General features: G+C 68.9%; 14 protein-coding genes and 3 pseudogenes. 8 read left to right on the forward strand and 9 right to left on the reverse strand.

What is annotated here, in order from left to right; translation table 11 throughout:
* The first annotated feature begins 58 nt into the window (after positions 1-58).
* Together P2L57_RS05310 and P2L57_RS05315 are read left to right on the forward strand one after the other, a co-directional pair.
* Positions 59-490: a tautomerase family protein gene (locus tag P2L57_RS05310; RefSeq protein ID WP_275808947.1), complete on the forward strand. Its 432-nt coding sequence runs from the start codon at positions 59-61 to the stop codon at positions 488-490.
* A 109-nt stretch (positions 491-599) separates the two neighbouring features.
* The gene (locus tag P2L57_RS05315; RefSeq protein ID WP_275808950.1) at positions 600-746 is read left to right on the forward strand and encodes an N-acetyltransferase; all 147 of its coding nucleotides are present in this window, start codon (positions 600-602) and stop codon (positions 744-746) included.
* 136 nt (positions 747-882) lie between these two features.
* On the opposite strand, the gene P2L57_RS05320 is transcribed toward P2L57_RS05315, so the two are convergent.
* Entirely contained in the window at positions 883-1,113 is a 231-nt protein-coding gene (locus P2L57_RS05320; protein WP_275808953.1) for a type A2 lantipeptide, read from the reverse strand.
* A 454-nt stretch (positions 1,114-1,567) separates the two neighbouring features.
* Positions 1,568-2,613: pseudogene (locus P2L57_RS05325) on the reverse strand (S66 family peptidase).
* Between the two features lie 171 nt (positions 2,614-2,784).
* Here P2L57_RS05325 and P2L57_RS05330 point away from each other — a divergent pair.
* Positions 2,785-4,503, forward strand: a complete 1,719-nt coding sequence (locus P2L57_RS05330) for a hypothetical protein (RefSeq protein ID WP_275808956.1) — start codon at positions 2,785-2,787, stop codon at positions 4,501-4,503.
* 18 nt (positions 4,504-4,521) lie between these two features.
* Here the strand turns inward: P2L57_RS05330 and P2L57_RS05335 are convergent, their stop codons facing one another.
* The gene (locus P2L57_RS05335; RefSeq protein WP_275808959.1) at positions 4,522-5,748 is read right to left on the reverse strand and encodes a DUF418 domain-containing protein; all 1,227 of its coding nucleotides are present in this window, start codon (positions 5,746-5,748) and stop codon (positions 4,522-4,524) included.
* Positions 5,749-6,011: 263 nt separating this feature from the next.
* Here P2L57_RS05335 and P2L57_RS05340 point away from each other — a divergent pair, with 263 nt between their 5' ends.
* Positions 6,012-6,185 carry a hypothetical protein gene (locus P2L57_RS05340; protein WP_275809247.1) on the forward strand — a complete coding sequence of 58 codons (174 nt, stop codon included), beginning with the start codon at positions 6,012-6,014 and terminating at the stop codon, positions 6,183-6,185.
* A gap of 211 nt (positions 6,186-6,396) precedes the next feature.
* Here P2L57_RS05340 and P2L57_RS05350 read toward each other — a convergent pair whose 3' ends face one another.
* Positions 6,397-7,260: a class I SAM-dependent methyltransferase gene (locus P2L57_RS05350; RefSeq protein ID WP_275808961.1), complete on the reverse strand. Its 864-nt coding sequence runs from the start codon at positions 7,258-7,260 to the stop codon at positions 6,397-6,399.
* 301 nt (positions 7,261-7,561) lie between these two features.
* Here P2L57_RS05350 and P2L57_RS05355 point away from each other — a divergent pair, with 301 nt between their 5' ends.
* A complete protein-coding gene (locus P2L57_RS05355; RefSeq protein ID WP_275808964.1) occupies positions 7,562-8,947 on the forward strand; it encodes an amidohydrolase family protein in 1,386 nt (461 codons plus the stop codon).
* Between the two features lie 358 nt (positions 8,948-9,305).
* Here the strand turns inward: P2L57_RS05355 and P2L57_RS05360 are convergent.
* Positions 9,306-11,171: pseudogene (locus tag P2L57_RS05360) on the reverse strand (glycoside hydrolase family 3 protein); the annotation flags it as partial.
* Positions 11,172-11,682: 511 nt separating this feature from the next.
* Here P2L57_RS05360 and P2L57_RS05365 point away from each other — a divergent pair.
* On the forward strand, positions 11,683-13,329 hold the full coding sequence (locus P2L57_RS05365; RefSeq protein ID WP_275809214.1) for a PucR family transcriptional regulator: 1,647 nt from the start codon (positions 11,683-11,685) through the stop codon (positions 13,327-13,329).
* 58 nt (positions 13,330-13,387) lie between these two features.
* Here P2L57_RS05365 and P2L57_RS05370 read toward each other — a convergent pair whose 3' ends face one another.
* The 4 genes from P2L57_RS05370 to P2L57_RS05385 form a co-directional block, all read right to left on the reverse strand.
* A complete protein-coding gene (locus P2L57_RS05370) occupies positions 13,388-14,974 on the reverse strand; it encodes an NCS1 family nucleobase:cation symporter-1 (RefSeq protein ID WP_275808967.1) in 1,587 nt (528 codons plus the stop codon).
* A gap of 124 nt (positions 14,975-15,098) precedes the next feature.
* The gene (locus P2L57_RS05375; protein WP_275808971.1) at positions 15,099-16,115 is read right to left on the reverse strand and encodes a TIGR03842 family LLM class F420-dependent oxidoreductase; all 1,017 of its coding nucleotides are present in this window, start codon (positions 16,113-16,115) and stop codon (positions 15,099-15,101) included.
* 39 nt (positions 16,116-16,154) lie between these two features.
* Positions 16,155-17,555 carry a dihydropyrimidinase gene (gene hydA / locus P2L57_RS05380; RefSeq protein ID WP_275808973.1) on the reverse strand — a complete coding sequence of 467 codons (1,401 nt, stop codon included), beginning with the start codon at positions 17,553-17,555 and terminating at the stop codon, positions 16,155-16,157.
* A 31-nt stretch (positions 17,556-17,586) separates the two neighbouring features.
* Positions 17,587-18,429, reverse strand: a complete 843-nt coding sequence (locus tag P2L57_RS05385; protein ID WP_275808977.1) for a nitrilase-related carbon-nitrogen hydrolase — start codon at positions 18,427-18,429, stop codon at positions 17,587-17,589.
* A gap of 194 nt (positions 18,430-18,623) precedes the next feature.
* Here P2L57_RS05385 and P2L57_RS05390 point away from each other — a divergent pair, with 194 nt between their 5' ends.
* Both P2L57_RS05390 and P2L57_RS40565 read left to right on the forward strand, forming a co-directional pair.
* Positions 18,624-18,935, forward strand: a complete 312-nt coding sequence (locus tag P2L57_RS05390; protein WP_275808980.1) for a sensor histidine kinase — start codon at positions 18,624-18,626, stop codon at positions 18,933-18,935.
* Positions 18,936-19,073: 138 nt separating this feature from the next.
* A pseudogene (locus P2L57_RS40565) lies at positions 19,074-19,439 on the forward strand (hypothetical protein); the annotation flags it as partial.
* Between the last annotated feature and the right edge of the window lie 129 nt (positions 19,440-19,568).

Consider the following 19,568-nt stretch of genomic DNA (forward strand, 5'->3'; position numbering starts at 1 on the left):
AGGTTCACTGGCGGCCAACACAGACAAGAAGAAAGAAAGAAAAGGAAGGCAAGAGATCATGCCTCTGATCAACATCTACCTGCGCCAGGGGACCACCCCCGAATACCGCCGGAATGTGTCCCTGGGCCTCCACAAGGCCATGGTCGACGTGCTGAAGATCCCCCAGGACGACCAGTTCCACGTCTTCCACGAGGTCCCGCCCGACAACTTCCAGATGCAGCCGGTCGTGTTCGGCCTGCAGCGCAGCGAGCGCACGATGCTCATCCAGCTGTCCTTCAACCACCGCACCGCCGAGCAGAAGGCCGAGCTGTTCCAGGCGATCGTCAACAGCCTCCGGCTGTTCGCCGACGTCCCCGAAGAGGACATCCTGATGACGATCATCGAAACAGCCAGGGAGAACTGGTGGGCCGCCGGTCGCGTCGTCAACCCCGCCACCGGCTACGACGAGCGCATGAACGACCTCCCATCGGGCGCCGAGGCCACGAGCTGAGGCCAGCGCCGGCCGCCCCGCCCACGTCCTGCTCGAACCCGAACCCGACCGCACTGCCTGAGCATGAAGATCACGAAGAGTCGCGAGACGTTACCGAGAAAGGTTCGATGTGCTCGCCGCGCTGGCCGAATGGGCCGGTGCGCACAAAGCCGCTATCTATCTCCAGGCGCAGGGCGACAACATCCCGGCGCTCCAGCTGTACGAGCGGACGGGGTTCAGTGAAATCTGCGGTTATCGCTACCGCACCGCAGGATGAGCCTCAGCTGCTGTCTCCGTACGAATAGGGTGAGCCCCGGGGTGATAAGTCCCGGGGCCCGTAGCAGCCCTACTGGAATTGAGAGGTACCGGCAGGGCAAGTGATGAAGCCGTGCGGCATCCTGCCGGAAAAGGCGTCAGATGCCGGCGAAACCGGAAAGACCCGTCTGGACCGGGACGGGGCCGGTGACCTGGAGGCCCGCGCCACCCGAGATCCCCGCACCGGCCAGCATCGACAGACCGGGAAGGGCGGGCAGAGCGGACTCGGCGGACTGGACGACCTCGCCGAGGATACCGCCGGAGACGTTGTCCAGGTCGCTGTCGGCGATCTCGCGCGTCTCGACCTGGGGGGTGAAGTCCTTACGCATGGCTAGCCATTCCCTTCACTGCATTTTCGGGGGGTGTCGAACTGAATTCGGCCGACCGGCTGGCGGGCCGACTCGACCGTGCACGGTCGCCTGGTATCCGGGAGCCAGATGTGCAGCCTTCCGCTTGACGCGAGATCAAAGCACGTCAGCGGGGTGGTCGGCCAGCACGACCTGTCCGTAATTTCTGTAGACGTTCTGGTATCTGGACATGCCGCCAGGTGGCGTTTATCGCTGGATGGTGACGGTTCCTTCACACGCTTTTCGGTGGCCGGCGCTCGTGAATGGTCCCCTGGTGTTGCCGCAGGGGGACATATCAACCCTTAAGGCGTGCGGCTGTTCGGTGAAGTGAGGGCCTGTAAGGAGAGTGTGACCTTTCTGGATGGATAGCGCGCACCGGTGACCAACCCGCCCGCGCTTGGGCCATGGAAGCGAACGTCTCACGAATGGCCGGGTCTCAGTACGTCACGGTGATCCGCCGTGCGGGGCCGTCCATGCGCACCACACCGCCGTACGGAATCACCAGTTGTGGATCGGTGTGGCCGAAGTCGACGTCGAAGACGGCCATGGTGTCCGGGGCGTACGCCGCCAGCGCGCGCAGTACCGACTCTCGCTGCTCATCCGCGTAACGCCGTTTGTCCTCGGCCGCGTTCGGCTGCTGGAAGGACCAGGCCTTGGCACGGCCCATCATGAGAGCGGGGAAGCGGGCCAGCAGACCCCGCTCGCCCAGTTGCGCAGGATGCGGAACACATCCTCTGCGCAGGGCAACTCCTCGGAGGTCTCCACGAAGAGCACATCGCCCTGGTAGGCGTCGGGGTCGTGCTCGATCTCGCGGTCGGCCATCAGCAGCCAGGAGACGATCTCCAGGCTGCCGCCCCAGGAGCGGCCTTCGACGACCAGATCGGGCTGGTGCCAGATCCAGCCCCCGGCCGGTTGCGACTGCGGCTCGGCGTCGAAGGTGGCCGGATCGGCCCAGTCGCGGGCGGTGTCGCGGTAGCTCTCGGCGGGACGAAGCTCGTAGGGACCCGAGGTGAACAGAGCCGCGCGGACCGAGTCGGCGGTCATCGGGTGGAGGGCGTACGGGCGGCCGATCTCGTTCATCACGCAGGCGCCGTGATAGCCGACGATGCCCAGATTCCGCAGAAAGAGCAGCAGGTTGGTGTTGTCGCTGTAACCGAAGAAGGGCTTGGGGTTGGCACGGATCAGCTCCCGGTCCAGCAGCGGTAGCACGGTGATCTGGTCATCACCGCCGATGCTGGCCATGACTGCCTTGACCGTCGGATCGGCGAACGCGGCGTGCAGGTCGTCGGCGCGTTCCCGCGGAGTCGAGTCCATCTTCCGGGTCGCCGGATATTCCACCGGTTCCAGACCGAACTCCGCACGCAGCCGCCGGAGCCCCAGCTCGTACGGGAGTGGGAGAGCCCCCGCCAGCCCGGAGGACGGCGAGACGACCGCTATACGGTCGCCGGGCATGGGCTTGGGCGGATAGGCCGGTGACTTCATGAGGGCGAGAGTAGGGGCATCGCTGCCTGCCGATCACCTCCGTTTTCCGCCGGCGAGCCGACCGGATCAGCATCGCGCCACCGGCATCGGCTGGCCTCAGCAACGTCTCAACAACCCTGAGGAGCAGTACATCCAGCCGTTCGTGGTGGCGACTACGGCAAGATGATCGGCATGAGTCGTACGCCCGCTCTCTCGCGAACCCCCGTGCCGAGTCGGCTCGGCAGGCTGACCGCCACCGAACGCCGGGTCTGGCAGGCCTTCCCCCACGGTGAGTTGGTCGATCTACGGACCGGTGACCCCGAGGTGGATGACCCGCAGAACGCTCACGAGTGGTCCGCCGACCGCGTGGTGCGGGGTGAGGTGATCGCCTCCCTGCTGCTCGGCGCGTGCCCGGCCGCGTCCGGAGCCGTGGCGGCCGTCCGGCTCGTCGGAGCGCGGATCACCGGAGAACTCTTCGTCGACCATGGCGAGGTCAACTCTCTTCTGCTGCTGCGCGGATGCCGGTTCGAGGGACCGATCGATCTCGATGATGCCGTCACCGAATCGATCGACCTGAGTGGATCGCAGCTGACCACTCTCAGCGCGTACGGAACGCATGTGCGCGGCACGTTGGACCTGCGCGGCACCGTGGTCACCGGCGAGGGCCACCGCGCCGTACACGCCGACGGCATCCGTATCGACGGCAGTCTGCTCGCCAACGGAGCGGTGATCACCGGCTCGTTCGACCTGATCAACGCACTGATAGCCGGTCAAGTGGCATTCACCGAAGCGAAGCTGGCCAACACCGCTCCCGGCGGCACATCACTCAACGCAGGCGGCATGCGGGTCGGACGGAGCCTGCTGGCCCAGCGACTTGAGACGCTGGGCGAACTGCGGCTGCCGGGTGCGCACATCGGTAGCGCGCTGCAACTGGACGGCGCCACGCTGAACGGCCTCGGCCGCCCCGCGTTGCACGGTGACTCGCTGACGGTGGCCAGTGACGCCTCCTTCTGCCCGCACCGGGACGTGGAGGATGTGCAGTGCTTCACCGCCTCCGGTACGGTGCGCCTGCCGGGGGCGAGGTTCGGCGGCGGACTCAACATGAGCGGCGCACGGCTCGACCCGGCGGCGGGTCACTCCGCCCTGCGCGGTGGCGGAATGGTCGTCGAGGGGAGCCTGCGCCTCGACGGAGGGTTCCACACCGACGGCGAGATCCGGTTGACGGGGGCCCGTATCAGCGGACACCTGGACCTGCGCGGTATGGACAGCCCCGACGCGCTTCTGACGCTGTACGCAGCCAACGCCCTCGGCGGTATCCGTGACGAACTCGGCGCCTGGCCAGGCCGGTTGAACCTGGACGGCTTCACCTACGGCCCGTTCAGCGACTACTACGCGGCGGCGGAGCGGCTGCGCCTGATCGAGCGCCAGGTGAAGCGCGCCGACCGAAGCCAGGTCGGCGGCTTCCGGGCCCAACCGTACGAGCAACTGGCGGCCTACTACCGCTCGCTCGGCAACGACGGGGAGGCCAGGACGGTCCTGCTGGCGAGGCAGCGGGCACAGCGCGCCAAACTGCCCTGGTGGCAGCGGATACCCGGCCACCTCCTCGATCTGCTGGTCGGCTATGGCTACCGGCCGCTACGGGCGGTCGGCTGGGCGATCGGCCTGCTGGCGGCGAGCAGCGCGTACTTCAGCGTGGTGAAGCCGGATCACGTCAGCATGGAGGACCGTTCGGTGTTCAACCCGGTGCTGTATGCCGCCGACCATCTGATCCCGGTCATCCGGTTCGGCCAGAACGACGTGTGGCAGTACCACGGTGCGGCCGCGGTGGTCACGGTCGTGCTCACGGTGCTCGGTTGGACCTTGGGGATCGCGATCGCGGCGGCGGCGAGCCGTACTCTCACCCGCAACTGAGACCGCGGGGCGCGCGGACTATCTGACGTGGTGGGCAACCATGGTGGCGCTGTTGACCAGGTACTCCAGTGGTCCGCGCCGGAAGAAGCGCGCCCAGACGGCGGCCAGCAGCGTGATGGCCGCGACGAAACCCAGCAGCACGGGCAGGGGCGAGCCGGGTACCTCCTTGATGCCCAGGGCCCAGATTCCGGCGATGTTGAACACGTAGGCGGTCAGGGACATGGTGCCGACGGTGATGACCGGTGTGGCGAGTCGCCGGAAGCGCGGCAGCCGGTCGGTAGCGGCGATGCAGGCCGTGAGGACGGCGATGGCGACGCCGGTGTTGCTCAGGATCGACAGCGTGGTCTCACTGTGCGGGGAGGCCACCAGCAGCCAGGCGGGAGTGTCGCCGGTCGGGTCGCCGACGAGGTCGGACCACCAGGCCGACGCGGCGGACCCGGTGCCGTCGCCGGATGCGCCGATGGCGGCGGAGACACCCGGGAACAGGTGGAGCGCCAGCCAGGAGCCCCCGCTGCCGAGGACGGCCAGCACGCCCCCGGCGACGGCCAGCCGCAGCCGGACGGTGGCCGAGGCGAGGTCGAGCCGGGCCACCGCCATCCCGGCGATCACGTAGGGCATCCAGGTCAGCACCGGATAGGCGCCGGTGAAGAGCAGGTCGACGACCCCGTCCGTGCCGCTGATCCGGGCGAGCGGGTCATGGTCGATCACGGTCTCGGCCCAGGTTCCGGTGTCGATGGACAGCCGCACCACGTACAGCACCTGCGGCAGGACCAGCGCGCTGACCGCGGCCAGGGCGGCCAGGGCGCCGGCGCGCAGTCGGCGCAGGGGGAGGGCGAGGACGAAGTACAGGCTGTAGAACGCGAGAATCACGTCGACCTGCGTGCCGGCCATGGTGAGCGCGGTGCCCAGCACGAGCAGGATGAGGGAGCGGATCAGCACCCTGACGACGGACTGCCGGCCCTCCAACCCGGTCTTGGGGACGCGGCGGCCGGTCAACAGGACGAGCGAGAAGCCGGCCAGAAGAGCGAAGAGCGCGGAGGACCGGCCGTGGCACACCTCCATCAGACGACCGGTGATCCCCCCGACGGACGGGTCGGGTCCGACGTGGGCGGCGTACATGCCGAAGATCGCGAGACCGCGAGCGAGGTCCACACCGACCAGGCGGCCGACCATCGGAGGGCGGGTTCGGGGGGCTGGTGAGGAGGCCGCGGGCGCCTGCTCGACCGTGGAAGCGTCGTGCGTCATACATCCAGTCTTGGCTGTGGGAGGTCTCAACAGGCCGCATTTTTCCATGAGTTCGGGCCATGGTCGGCAAAGGTCCGCCGACTGGCCCTGTTCAGCCCGTTGCGGCGCCATCCGAAGGGGTGACGCCCTTTCGACGCGTCCCGGCGGGCGGTCACAGGGCCCCGATTTCTGGACTTGCAGGTCCATTTTTGCCGACCTGCGGTTCCCCTGTTCGACGGTCCGGGCAGCAGCGCCGCGGCAGCCGAAGCGAAGGAAGGTCCCTGATGCACGCGATCATGATGGGCGAATACGGCGGCCCGAAGGTCATGACCTGGACCGAACTGCCGGACCCCGCACCGGGCACGGGCGAGGCGCTCGTGCGGCTCGGTGTGGCGGGGGTGAACTACATGGACACCGGCCCGGGGTCGTCAGTCGGCGGTGGCGCAGGCCGCCCGTAGCCGCATCATCCAGGGTCGCGACCCCGACCCCCTTCTCCCGAAGGACCTGCGCGGCGCCTTCGGCGACGCGCGCCCGCGTGGCCTGCCCCTTCGGCGTCAGAGCCCCTTGCATGGTTCCGCCCGCAAAATGGACTGCTGGGTTCACTCTAGGTCGGCGGGGTAGGGCAGCAAGGCGCGTCGTGCGTTGCGCATCCGCACCCGGGCGCGGGCGTCAGCCGGGCTTCGTCGCACGGAGTGCGAACAGGAGCGGAATCCTCGGCTCGGGTTCCGGTAGGCGCCACCAGCCGTTCTCCGCGGGGACCATGGTGCCGAAGCGCTTCCAGGGCAGCAGGCCCGTCTCACGCAGCAGATCCAGGCGCAGACCGGCGCCGGTCACGGCGCCGACCGTCTCGCCGATGCCGTGCCGCCACTCGTAGCTGGTCGTGGCTTCCCGCAGCGGCGGGCCGTCGGTGTAGGTGTGGGGAGAGTCGATTCTGATGGGACCCGCGCCACCCAGGTAGTCATGGCGCAACAGCAACTCGCGCTCACCGGGGTGCGGAACCGGGCCGAGGGCGTTGAGCAGCGGATGGAACTCCACCACGTACAGCAGTCCACCCGGCCGTAGCAGCGCCCCGACGACCTCCGCCCATCTGCACAGGTCCGGTAGGTAGCACAGCGCGCCCTTGCCCGTGTAGACCACGTCGAACCGGCGCCCATCGAGCGCCTCGACGGCCTGGTGGACGTCGGCCTGTACGAACTCGATGTGCCGTCCCGCCTCGGCCGCCAGCCGACGAGCCTGCACGATGGACTCGCCGGAGAAGTCCAGGCCGACGGTGTGGGCCGCGCCCCGGTCGGCGAACGCCTGCGACTCGGTGCCCAGATGGCATTGCAGGTGCACCACGTCCCGGCCGTGGAGTTCGCCGAGGTCCTCCCATTCGAAGGGCGCGAACCAGTCGGATGCGGACCGGGAGCCGTCCAAACCGTAGAAGTCACTGGCGACGTGCACAGGAGTGCGGGCGTCCCAGTTCCTGGCGTTGGCCCGCAGCATGCCCTCGGTCGTCAGGTCTCCGTCTTCATGGCCGTCTTCAGAGGTCATACGACTGTTTCTACCGTCAGCGCGATCGTCGTGTGCGAAGAACGCGCTTTCTTCCCGCTGCCAAGCAGGTGATCCGCGCGTACAGCGGCCTGAAGAGCGTTCACCCGCTCGATACGGGGCAGCCGGACCCGGCCCGGTACCCGCCCGACAAGGGCATCGGCCTCGCGGGGTCGGCCATGGGGGGTGTCGTACACCCAGGTGATCGGCGGCCTGGCTGCCAGGCCCGGGTGGCAGGCACGCTGACCCGACAGCGCTCCTCGGCGCTTCCTTCCCGTCCACGACCTGTGAATGGACCGCACACGTGCACCACGACGACACCGCCCGCCAGACAGTCCTCGATCAGTTGCGCCGTACCGCCGGTGACCCGCACCGCCGCATCGTGTTGACCGGCGCCACCGTGGTCACCATGGACGCGGAACTCGGCGTGCTGCAAAACGCCGACCTGCTCATCGAGGGCCGTGCCATCGCCGCCGTCGGCCGCGACCTTATTGCCGCCGACGGCGCGATCGTCATCGACGCGACCGGCACGATCCTCACCCCGGGGTTCGTCGACACCCACCGCCACGCCTGGGAGGCCCAGCTTCGGCGGATCATGCCCGACGTCGACGACCTGGGCTCCTATGTGACCGCCACCCTCCTCGGCTACGCCCCCGCCTACCGGCCAGAGGACATGTACATCGGGACGAAGCTGGCCGCGCTGACCGCGCTCGACAGCGGAATCACCACGATGCTCGACTTCTCCCACAACTCCCGTACGCCCGCGCATTCCGACGCCGCCGTGCAGGCCCTGGTGGACACCGGCATCCGCGGGATCCACGCGGCCATGGGTCCGCACTTCGGCGAGTGGGACCGCCAGTGGCCCGGCGACCTGGCACGTCTGCAGGACCAGTTCGGCAGCGACCTGCTGACCTTCCGGCTGGGCACTCTTGCCACGGACGAGATCGCCGGTCCCGACCTCGCCTACGGGCCCGAAATCGCCCGCCTGGCGAAGGAGCTCGGGGTCGGGGTGAGCGTCGACGCGGTCTTGGGGGCCTCCTCCTCCCAGGCGATCCTGGAGTGGGAACGGCAGGGCCTGCTCGGCCCCGACCTCACCCTCATCCACTCCACCGGCCTGACCGGCGAGGCATGGAAGGCCATCGGCGACAGCGGCACCACGATCGCCCTCGCCCCGACCTCCGACGCCCAGATCGGCCTGGACACCGCGGTCCCAGCCGTCGACGAGGCACTGTCCGTGGGGGTGCGTCCCGGCCTGAGCATCGATGTCGAAGTCGCCCTGGCCAGCGACATGTTCACCCAGATGAGGACGCTGCACGCCATCCAGCGGATGCGCGCGGTCAACGCCGTGCACGGTACCGACCGCGAACCGGTGCGCATCGGCGCGGCGGACGTGCTGGACTTCGCCACACTGCAGGGCGCACGCACCAACGGCCTGCAGGACGTGGTCGGTTCGCTGACCCCCGGCAAGCAGGCCGATCTCCTGGTGATCAATGCCGAAGAGATCAACAACATGCCCTTGAACGACGCGATCGGCACCGTCGTCCTCGGCTCGGACGCCCGGAACATCGACGCCGTCTTCGTCGCCGGACAGGTCCGCAAGTGGAACGGCCGCGTCCTTGACATCGACATCCAGGCACTGCGCCGCGAGACGGCCGCCTCACGCGACCGCATACTCACTGCCACTTCCTGATCCACCTCAAAGTGGTCTGTACCGGTACACGTCCGGCGGATGCGCGGGGCCGACCGCCCGATTGCGGGGTCGGCCCCGCGTGGCCGGATGGGTCAGCAGCGCTGTCGCCGGGGCCATGGCCGATGGTGCAGTCGCCGGGGTTGTTCAGGCCGCCGGAGGCGGCGCCGCTGACGGCTACGTACGTGGCGGCGCGCCTTCGGCTACGGCGGCGGGCTGACCCCGGCCGATCGGCGGGCGAACTGCCCAAGCCGGTGATCCGGTCGCCCCGTTCGTGACGGACCTCAGGTCGCGCGCACCCGGAGGCGGCGTGCGCCTGCCGCCTCCGGGTGTCGCGGGTGGGATCTCGCGGCTACCGGCGAGTGGTGAGGCCGTAACCGTAGCGGAAGAGCGGATCGTAGTTCTTGTCGCCGACGTTGACCGGTTCCTGCGCCTCGCTGCGCGGCCAGCTCACCGGCAGCTTGCCGCTGAAAGCGTGCCTCCCGAACAGCACGTCGGCCACGCCTTCACCTTCGCTGCCGGGCAGCCAGGACATCACGAAGGCGTCGATCTTCGGCAGTTCGTCGGTGACGATCTGCGGGCGGCCCGAGACATCAAGGACGACGCAGGTTTTGATGGCGCCGCAGACCTTGTCGATATTGGCCCGGTCGGTGGCTGAAAGGTTCAGTGTGTGGCCGTTGTTGCCCACGTCGCCCATGCCCTCGGCGTACGGGGTCTCACCGATCACCACGATGCCCACGTCGTAGCCACTGGTCGGCGCGGAGGCGTCCGCGGCGTACGTCACATGGGAGGCGTTCTGCTCGATGCCCCGCAGGATGGTGGTTCCGGGGAAGGAGGTGTTGCCGGACTGGCCCTGCCAGGTCACCGTCCAGCCACCGGCCTGGTTGCCCAGGTCGTTGGCGTTGACGCCCGCGACGTAGATGCGCTGGGAGGACTTGAGCGGCAGCGCGTGGCCGGTGTTCTTCAGCAGCACCTGCGACTCGGCGACGGCGCGGCGCGCCACCGCGCGGTGGGCCGGAGAGCCGATCGTGTGGATGTTGGTGCGGTTGGTGTAGGGGTGCTCGAAGAGCCCCAACTCGAACTTGGCGCGCAGGATCCGCCGTACCGCGTCGTCGATGCGGGACGTGGACACCTGCCCGGCCTGCACCTCGCCGATGAGCGTCTGCTCGAACTTCGCGGCGTCGTAGGGCTCCATGAACATGTCGAGCCCCGCGTTGACCGCGGTGCGCACCTGGGTGGGATAGTCGCCGGGAAGTTGGTGGATGGCCTCCCAGTCGCTGATCAGGAAGCCCTTGAAGCCGATCTTCTCCTTCAGGACGTCGGTCAGCAACTGCTTGTCGGCGCTCATCTTGACCGGAGTGTGATCGCTCCCGTCGGTCCACTGGACGCTGGAGTACGAGGGCATGATGCTGCCCACGTGGTGCTGCCGCACGGCCGGGACGTAGGGGGCGAGGTCGATCTGCGCGAAGTGCTGGTGGTCGGTGATCGTCACGCCCTGGTCGATCTTGTACGTGCCGGTGGTCGACGTGCCGTACGTCGTGTCGCCGTCTCCGGCGTAGTGCTTGGCCGTTGCCAGGACGTGGTCGGGACGGGCGAGGTCCTTGGTGTCGGTGCCCTGGAAGCCGTCGATCGCGGTCTCCATCTGGGAGACCAGGTTGGGATCCTCGCCGAAGCTCTCGTACGTGCGGCCCCAGCGCTCGTCCCGCGTGACGCACAGGCATGAGGCGAAGACCCACTGCGGGCCGGTGGCCCGGGTCTCGGTCGCCGTGACGTGCTCCTCTTCCCGCACCAGCGCGGGGTCGCGGGTCGCGCCCATCGCGATGTTGTGGGGGAAGACGGTGGCGCCGACGAGGTTGTTGTCGCCGTGCACCGAGTCGATGCCGTACAGCAGTGGGATGTGCAGCCGGGTCGCCAGCGCGTGCGACTGGTAGCCGTCGATCATGTCCGCCCACGCGGCAGGCGTGTTCGGGGTCGGCGTCGAACCGCCGCCGGACAGCAGCGAGCCGAGCTGCAGACCGGTGATCTGGCTCTGGTCCGCGTCGACGGCGCCGCGCTCCGCCTGCGTCATCTGGCCGACCTTCTCCTGCAGCGTCATACGGCCGAGCAGGTCGCTGACGCGCTGCTCCACCGGGAGCCTGGGATTGAGGTACGGCGCCGTCGAGCCGTCGGAGGGTGTCGGGGCCGCGGTGTGCGCCGACGCCGCGGGCACCGCCGTGACGGCCAGTGCCGTGGCGGCGAGCAGCGATCCTACGAGGCGTGCGCTGCGGAATCGGCGGGTGCGCAACGGCGGTTGACCGCTGTGCGTCGAGGGGTGGGGTCTCAAGCTGTCCTCCCGGGAGGGGGTCGGCCTGCTGCGAAGGGGCTCCGTCGAAGTGACCTGTCAGGGGCGGCGGCTGCCCGCTCCACGCGCGGTTCGAGCGGTGAGCAGGGTGGGTTGACGCGCTCCGGACAAGCCTGCCAAGTGCTGGTACAGACCTTCTCGCCGTGTCAATCCGCGGTCAAGGTGTGTAACCGCGGCAATGTGAAGTGTCGTCACAGCTACACAGGTTGAACGGACCCACACTGCCGTCCGCCGGTGATCGACGATCACTGGTCCGCCCGGGGTTGGGGCGACGGCGGCAGGGGCATACACTCCGGCAACCAACGGCACTAGGGGCAGGCGGACCAGCGGCAGACGGCGTTCCCCGCCCGGTTTCGGCCCGAGAACACCTGCGAGGTCGACCGCATTGAGCGACGAGATGGCGACCACCCGGCCGCAGAGCACCGGAGTGCGGCTCACCGTGAGGGATGTCCTCGAACTGGAGCTGGTGGCGTCCTGGGGAGCGGAGGTGGTGGCCGGGGCCCGGCATCTGGACCGCCCGGTGCGCTGGTTGCACGTCGCCGAGGCGACCGACGTGGGAGTGATGCTGACCGGCGGCGAGATGGTACTGACCACCGGTCTGCTGCTCGCCGGCGACGACCGCACCCAGGTCGAGTACATCGAGTCCATGCGCCGTGTGGAGGCGGCGGCGGTCGTGCTGGGACTGGGCCGGGCCTTCCGGACCACCCCGGAGGCGATGCGCCGGGCCGCGGAACGGTGCGGGGTGCCGCTGATCGTGCTGCACCATCCGGCGCCCTTCGCGCGGCTCACCGAGGAAGTGCACGCCCGCTTGGTGCACGGACGGTTCGCCGCGCTCAACCTCTCGGAGCGGATCACCTCCTCGCTCACCACGCTGAACCTCTCGGGAGCCTCGCTGCAGCAGCTGCTGGACGAGATCGCCTCCTACAGCGGATGCCCCGCGGTGATGGTCAACCTGGCGCACCGGGTGCTCGCCACGGCCGGTGACCGAGGGGCGCTCAGCGAGCTGTTGCGCGACTGGGACCGGGTGTCCCGGCAGGTCGTCGCTCTGGTCGGCAGCGGACCGGTCACGGTGGGCCCCGACGGCTGGATCGTCGCGGCGCTGGAAGCACGCGGTCGGCAGTGGGGGCGACTGCTGCTCTTCGGATACCAGGGCTCCGCCGAGTTCGGTCAGGTGCTCGGCCACCGTGCGGCCGAGGCCCTGGCGATGCACCGGCTCCTCGGCGACCGCGACCGGGGCTGGGAGGACCAGGCGGCGGAGTCGCTGCTCACCGATCTGGCCTCGGGCATGGTCCGGCCGGAGCAGTTGCTGCCCCGCGTGCGGGCCGCAGGACTGCCGGTCAACCGGCGCACCTTCGTGCCCATGGTGGTCCGATGGCTCGGCAACGCCCCGGCCGCCGCTGGTGACGAGGCGGGCCGGGACGAACTGCCGGAGACGATCGACCGGATCCTCGCCGAAGAGGCGACGGCCGGGCTGGTCGCGCGTGTCGGCGCCGACGGGACCGCCGTCCTGTTGAGCATCCCGGGCGACCATGACGCCGACGCGGCGGTGCGCCGGGTCGCGGTGCAGCTGCATGAGAGGGTCGCGGCGCGCGGCAGGACGGTCGTGGTCGGTGCGGGCTTCGGCTGCCCGGCACTCGACGAGGTGCGCAGGTCCTTCGTCGAGGCGGTGCACGTCGCGGACGCCGCGGTGGCCAGCCCTCCGGCGGGCCCGGTGGCCCGGCTACGGGACGTACGGCTGCGCGGACTGGTACGACTGCTGCGCAACGAGCCGGAGTTGCAGGCCTTCATCGAACGCGAACTCGGCCCGCTGCTCGACAACCAGCAACTGCTCGACGTGCTGCGGACCTATCTGCGGACCGGCCGGAACAAGACGCTGGCGGCCCAGGTGCAGCACGTCAGCCGTCCCGCGCTCTACCGGCGGCTGCAGAGCATCGAGTCCCTCCTCGGGACCGACCTGGACGACTGGGAGCAGCTGACGTCGCTCTACGTCGCCCTGCTCGCCCATGAGGCACAGCGTGCCGCGGGCCTGGAATCCGCCCGCTGATCCGGGGGGCCGGTGACCGCGGCGGTCGCGCTGCCGCGGTCACCGGCCCCGGGCGCGGTCAGGCCACCGTGTCCCCGGTGAGCGGGGCCGCCACCGGCTCCGCCGCGTCGACGCTCCGGACGGCGGGGGCCGCCCGGGTCAGGATGACGTAGAGCACGAGGGCGGAGGCGACGCCGACCGCCCAGCCGTAGTCGGCCAGCGGCTTGAGGAAGGGGATGAGCCCGTCGGTCGGGAACGGACCCTGTTTGACGCCCTTGGCGTCGACCGTCGAGTACGAGCCGCCGACCGCCAGCACACCACCGACGACGAAGGCGGCGACGGCACGCCAGTTCCAGCCACCGCTGTACCAGTACCGGCCTTCGGGGCGGTAGAGCTCGGCCAGTTGGAGGTGGGTGCGCCTCAGGATCCAGTAGTCGGCGATGAGGACACCGGCCACGGTGCCCAGCAGGCCCCCGACCACTCCCAGCCAGGTGAAGATGTAGATGTGCGGGTTGGAGACCAGCTTCCACGGGAAGATGGCGACGCCGACGACGCAGGTGATGAGCGCTCCGGTACGGAAGTTGATGAGTTTCGGCCAGAGGTTGGCGAGGTCGTAGGCGGGACTGACGACGTTGGCGGCGATGTTCACCGAGAGGGTGGCGATCAGCACCGTCAGCAGTGCGAGCAGAACGCCCGCGACGCTGTCCATCTTGGCGGCCAGCGCGATCGGGTCCCAGATCGGTGTGCCGTAGACGGCCTGCGAGCCGGAGGTGACCAGCACCGAGAGCAGCGCGAACAGCGTCATGGTGGTGGGCAACCCGAGCGCCTGGCCGCGGATCTGCGCACGTTGACTGCCGCCGAAGCGAGTGAAGTCGGGAATGTTGAGGGAGAGGGTCGACCAGAAGCCGATCATTCCCATCAAGGAGGGGAAGAAGACCTTCCAGAAGCCGCTGCCCCAACCGAGCTTGGTGGGCTGGGAGAGCAGCGGACCGAAGCCGCCGGCCTTGACCGAGATCCACACCAGCAGCGCGAGGGCACCCGCGATCACGAACGGCGCTGCCCAGTTCTCGATGCGCCGCAGGGTCTCCATACCGCGGGCTATGACGGCGAGTTCGATCGCCCAGAAGAGGAAGAAGGACAGCCACTGGGTCCACGGATAGCCGCCGATCGGCGATGCGTTCTGCCAACCGTGGCCGAGCAGCTTGCCGGAGAGCAGGAAGATGCCCTCGCCGCCGATCCAGGACTGGATGCCGAACCAGGCACACGCGACAAGGGCTCGTACCAGGGCGGGAAGGTTCGCGCCGCGCAGCCCGAAGGAGGCGCGGGCGAAGACCGGGAACGGTATTCCGTAGCGGGTGCCCGCGTGGCCGGTGAGCAGCATCGGCGCCAGCACGATCACATTGGCCAGGGCGATGGTGAGGACGGCCTGCTTCCAGTCCATGCCCAGCGCGACCAGGCCGGAGGCGAGGGTCCAGGACGGAATGTTGTGGGCCATACCGACCCACAGGGCGAGGAAGTTGTAGGTGGTCCAGCGCCGGTTCGCCACCGGGACCGGTTTGAGGTCCTCGTTGGCGAACCGGGGGTCGGTCAGGGTGAGCCCGGCGGGCAGTTCGATCCGTCCGTCGGGGTGGGCTGTCTGGGACGTTGGCTGTGCGGCTGCGGACATGTACGGCCACCTCGGTTCGCGGTCGTCGCGGGGGAGAGGGGACAGGAGGACCGGCGGCCGCGGCGTCGGGGCCGGACGGACGTACGAAGCATTGTCGCGTAGTGCGGGTAGAGCTGGCGAGGCGTCAGGCCAGCGCCGGTATGACGCTCTTTCCGTAGGCGTCGACGGTGGATTCGATGGCGTCGTGCATGGCGTAGACCGCGAACTGGTCAACTCCCAGGGAGCGAAGGTGCTCCAGCTTCTCGATGTGCGCCTCGACCGGGCCGATGAGGCAGAAGCGGTCCACGATCGCGTCGGGGACGAACGCCGTGTCGGGATTGCCGCTGCGGCCGTGGTGGCGGTAGTCGTACCCTTGGCGGTCCTTGATGTAGTCGGTCAGCGCCTCCGGCACCATCTCCGAGTGCTCGCCGTAGTGGGAGACCAGGTCGGCGACGTGGTTGCCCACCATGCCACCGAACCAGCGGCACTGCTCCCGCGCATGGGCGAGCGCCTCGGGCGAGTCGTCGGCCGTGACGTACGCGGGGGCGGCGACGCAGATGGTGACCTCGGCGGGATCGCGGCCCGCTTCGACGGCGGCCTGGCGGACCGCCTTGACCATCCACTCCGTCAGATAGGGGTCGGCGAGTTGGAGGATGAAGCCATCCGCCTGGCGACCCGTGAGGGCCAGCGCCCTGGGGCCGTAGGCGCCCATCCAGATCGGCAGTGCGGCGCCTTCCGAGACCCAGGGGAAGCGCATGGCGGTGCCGTCGACCTCGGCCTCGCGGCCCTCGGCGAGCTCTTTGATGGCGTGCATCGCCCGGCTGAGCCGGTCGAGCGTGGCGGGCTTGCGCCCGGCGACCCGCATGGCCGAGTCACCGCGGCCGATACCGCAGACCGTACGGTTGCCGAACATGTCGTTGAGGGTGGCGAACAGGGAGGCGGTCACCTCCCAGGTGCGGGTGGCCGGGTTGGTGACCATCGGACCGACGATCAGACGCTCGGTCTGAGCGAGGATCTGGCTGTAGACGACGAAGGGTTCCTGCCACAGCACAACCGAGTCGAAGGTCCAGCCGTAGCTGAAGCCCGCGCCCTCGGCGCGCGTCATGCGCTCCACGAGCAACCGCGCGGGCGGGTCGGTCTGGAGCACGAGGCCGAAGTCCACGGCGTTCACCTTTCGTTGGTGCTGGCTGGTGGTGGCGGGTCAGATGAGGTACTGACAGGTGGTGCGGGACTGGTAGCGGCCGTGGCCCGGGCGGCCGAGGTACCGCTCGCCGTCCACCACGACGGTGCCGCGGGACAGTACGGTGCGGGCCTTGCCGGTGACGCGCTCGCCCTCGTACGCCGAGTAGTCGACGTTCATGTGGTGGGTATCGGCGGAGATGACCTGCTCGGCGTGCGGATCGTAGATGACGATGTCCGCGTCGGCGCCGGGGGCGATGGTGCCCTTGCGCGGGTAGAGGCCGAACATCCTGGCCGGGGTGGCACAGGCGAGCTCTATCCAGCGGCGGCGTGAGATGTGTCCGTCGACGACGGCCTGGTGCAGCAGGTCCATCCGGTTCTCCACGCCCGGCAGACCGTTGGGGATCCTGGAGAAGTCACCGCGGCCCAGTTCCTTCTGGCCGGTGAAACAGAACGGGCAGTGGTCGGTGGAGACCACCGACAGGTCGTTGGTGCGCAGCCCCCGCCACAGGGCGGCCTGGTGCTCGCGCGGGCGCAGCGGTGTGGAGCAGACGTACTTGGCGCCCTCGAAGTCCGGCTCGGCGAGCTCGTCGGTGGACAGGAAGAGGTACTGCGGGCAGGTCTCGCCGAAGACGTTCAGTCCCTTGTCACGGGCCTGCGCGAGCTCGGCGACGGCCTCCTCGGCGGAGACGTGCACCACGTACAGCGGCGATCCGGCCACCCGGGAGAGCTGGATGGCACGGTGTGTGGCCTCGGCCTCCAGCAGGGCCTTGCGTACCTCACCGTGGTAGCGCGGATCGGTGTGACCGGCGGCGAGTGCCTGTTCCACCAGCACATCGATGGCGATGCCGTTCTCCGCGTGCATCATGGTGAGCCCGCCGTTGTCCGCGCACCGCTGCATGGCCCGCAGGATCTTCCCGTCATCGCTGTAGAACACGCCTGGATACGCCATGAACAGCTTGAAGGAGGTGACTCCCTCCTCGACGAGCAGGTCCATCTCCTTGAGCGAGTCCTCGGTGACATCGGCGAGGATCATGTGGAAGCCGTAGTCGATGGCGCACCGGCCGTCGGCCTTGGCGTGCCAGGCGTCGAGGCCTTCGCGCAGCGACCGGCCGACGCTTTGCACCGCGAAGTCGACGATGGTGGTGGTGCCGCCCCAGGCCGCCGCGCGCGTACCGGTCTCGAAGGTGTCGGAGGCGGACGTGCCGCCGAACGGCATCTCCATGTGGGTGTGCGCGTCCACCCCGCCCGGGATGACGTACTGCCCTGCGGCGTCGATGACGGTGTCCGCCGTCCAACTCTGCGTCAGGGCACTGCCCGTGGCGGCCAGCGCGACGACCCGCTCACCCTCGATCAGGACATCCGCCCAGACCTCTTCGGCGGCGGTGATGACAAGCCCACCACGTATGACGGTACGGGTCACGGTCTCTCCTCGTTCCTCTGCTGCTTCCGGCTCAGGCCTCGGTCAGCGGGCCGTACGCCTCGGGGCGGCGGTCGCGGTAGAAGGCCCACTGCTGCCGGACCTCGTCGATCAGACCCATGTCCAGGTCGCGGACGACCAACTCCTCCTCCTTGTCCGACGCGACGTCGCCGACGAACTGACCGCGCGGGTCGACGAAGTACGAGGTGCCGTAGAAGTCGTTGTCGCCGTACTCCTCCGCACCGACCCGGTTGATCGCCGCGACGAAGTACTCGTTCGCCACCGCGGCGGCGGGCTGCTCCAACTGCCAGAGGTAGGCGGACAGTCCGCGGCTGGTGGCGGAGGGGTTGTAGACGATCTCCGCGCCGGACAGGCCCAGGGCCCGCCAGCCCTCCGGGAAGTGCCGGTCGTAGCAGATGTACACCCCCACCTTCCCCACCGCCGTGTCGAACACCGGCCAGCCGAGGTTTCCGGGCTTGAAGTAGTACTTCTCCCAGAAGCCCTTCACCTGCGGGATGTGATGCTTGCGGTACTTGCCCAGGTAGGAGCCGTCCGCGTCGATCACGGCGGCGGTGTTGTAGCAGAAGCCCGGCCGCTCCACCTCGTACACCGGCACCACGATCACCATGCCAAGTTCCCTGGCCAGGGCCTGCATCCGTACGACCGTGGGGCCCTCCGGCACCGACTCGGCCCACCGGTAGTGCTCCGCTTCCTGTACCTGGCAGAAGTACGGCGCGTTGAACACCTCCTGGAAGCCGATGATCTGCGCACCCTGAGTGGCCGCTTCACGGGCCGCCCTCTCATGGGCATCGATCATCGTGTCGGTGCTGCCGGTCCAGGCGGTCTGGAACAGCGCTGCTCGAACCACTCGGCTCATCGATCGTCTCCTCGGGGAGCTCGGCGATTTCCAGGCGGCTGCGCCACCTGTAGACCGAGACATTAGGAGTCCGTCGACAAAGGGTGCAGTGCCACGCTGTAACGCAATGGGGCTCCATCCGTTCCGCTGCGAAACGCTGGGAAGCAAAGATCCCGCGCACGTCAAAACCCGGACCCACCAGGCACGACCTGTTGGTGTACTGCGCGGCCCAGGAGCTACTGGACAACGTGGTACGCCACTCCGGTGCCACGCATGCCCATGTCACCCTTGTCTGCGACACCGGGACACTTCGTCTGACAGTCACCGATGACGGTGTGGGCACGGACCGGGCACATCTGCGCCAACGGCTGAGCGCAGGCCACATAGGGTCGGCCTCCCAGCGCGTACGGGTCGAAGCCGCAGGCGGCCGTATGGAACACCTGCCGACCGACGACGGGACCCGGATCCGCATCACTGTGCCCCTGCCGCACTCCTCGGTACCCGCCGCCAGGAACTCGACCCGCTGATCCAGGAATCACCCCCGCCGCTTGTTGTCGCGCTCCGGACTGGCGAATCTGGCTGACAACCTTTCGTGTCGACGCACCAGACGTCCCAACGCGGTCGTTCAAATCGTGAACCACACTGGGCCCTTGACGCCTCCACTGATGCCATTGGAGCCTGTGCTTCGCGTCTCAAGTGAGCAGGGGGGACGGTTGGACGGTGATCAACGTTTCGCCGCGGAAGACGCGCACTGCGGGAGCGCACTGCTCGCCGACGGCGGGTTCGCGGAGTCGGCGGTGGGCTATCTCGGCGTCAACGACGGATGGACGCAGCTCTCCCACAACCACGGCCGAATGGCGCGTCGTCACGCCACGGCGGGTCCCGGAAACGTCGTGCAGTTGGGGCGGCTCCGTATGGACGGCCGCTCGCGCACCAAGGGGACCGTCGCGGTGGGATTCGGGCCTGACGCGGCGGCCGCGGTGGTGACCGCCCGTCGCTCCCCGCGGACCGGATTCCACGCCGCCGCCCGGCGATACGCGCGGCCGCCCGCTACACGCGACGCTGACGCGGCTCCCGGCCGCGGGTGGGGGGCAGTCCTTCCCCCGGGTCAGTCCTGCCCCCCACCTGCCACCAAGATTTGCGCACGCCCTACCCGTGGC

It is taken from the genome of Streptantibioticus ferralitis (assembly GCF_029223525.1).
Lineage (GTDB): Bacteria > Actinomycetota > Actinomycetes > Streptomycetales > Streptomycetaceae > Streptantibioticus_A > Streptantibioticus_A ferralitis.

Coding starts and splice junctions, on each gene's coding strand:
- P2L57_RS05330 (WP_275808956.1), top strand. CDS start 2,785: ATGAGTCGTACGCCCGCTCTCTCGCGAACCCCCGTGCCGAGTCGGCTC.
- P2L57_RS05370 (WP_275808967.1), bottom strand. CDS start 14,974: ATGTCCGCAGCCGCACAGCCAACGTCCCAGACAGCCCACCCCGACGGA.
- P2L57_RS05340 (WP_275809247.1), top strand. CDS start 6,012: ATGCACGCGATCATGATGGGCGAATACGGCGGCCCGAAGGTCATGACC.
- P2L57_RS05350 (WP_275808961.1), bottom strand. CDS start 7,260: ATGACCTCTGAAGACGGCCATGAAGACGGAGACCTGACGACCGAGGGC.
- P2L57_RS05385 (WP_275808977.1), bottom strand. CDS start 18,429: ATGAGCCGAGTGGTTCGAGCAGCGCTGTTCCAGACCGCCTGGACCGGC.
- P2L57_RS05335 (WP_275808959.1), bottom strand. CDS start 5,748: ATGACGCACGACGCTTCCACGGTCGAGCAGGCGCCCGCGGCCTCCTCA.
- P2L57_RS05310 (WP_275808947.1), top strand. CDS start 59: ATGCCTCTGATCAACATCTACCTGCGCCAGGGGACCACCCCCGAATAC.
- P2L57_RS05320 (WP_275808953.1), bottom strand. CDS start 1,113: ATGCGTAAGGACTTCACCCCCCAGGTCGAGACGCGCGAGATCGCCGAC.
- P2L57_RS05365 (WP_275809214.1), top strand. CDS start 11,683: ATGGCGACCACCCGGCCGCAGAGCACCGGAGTGCGGCTCACCGTGAGG.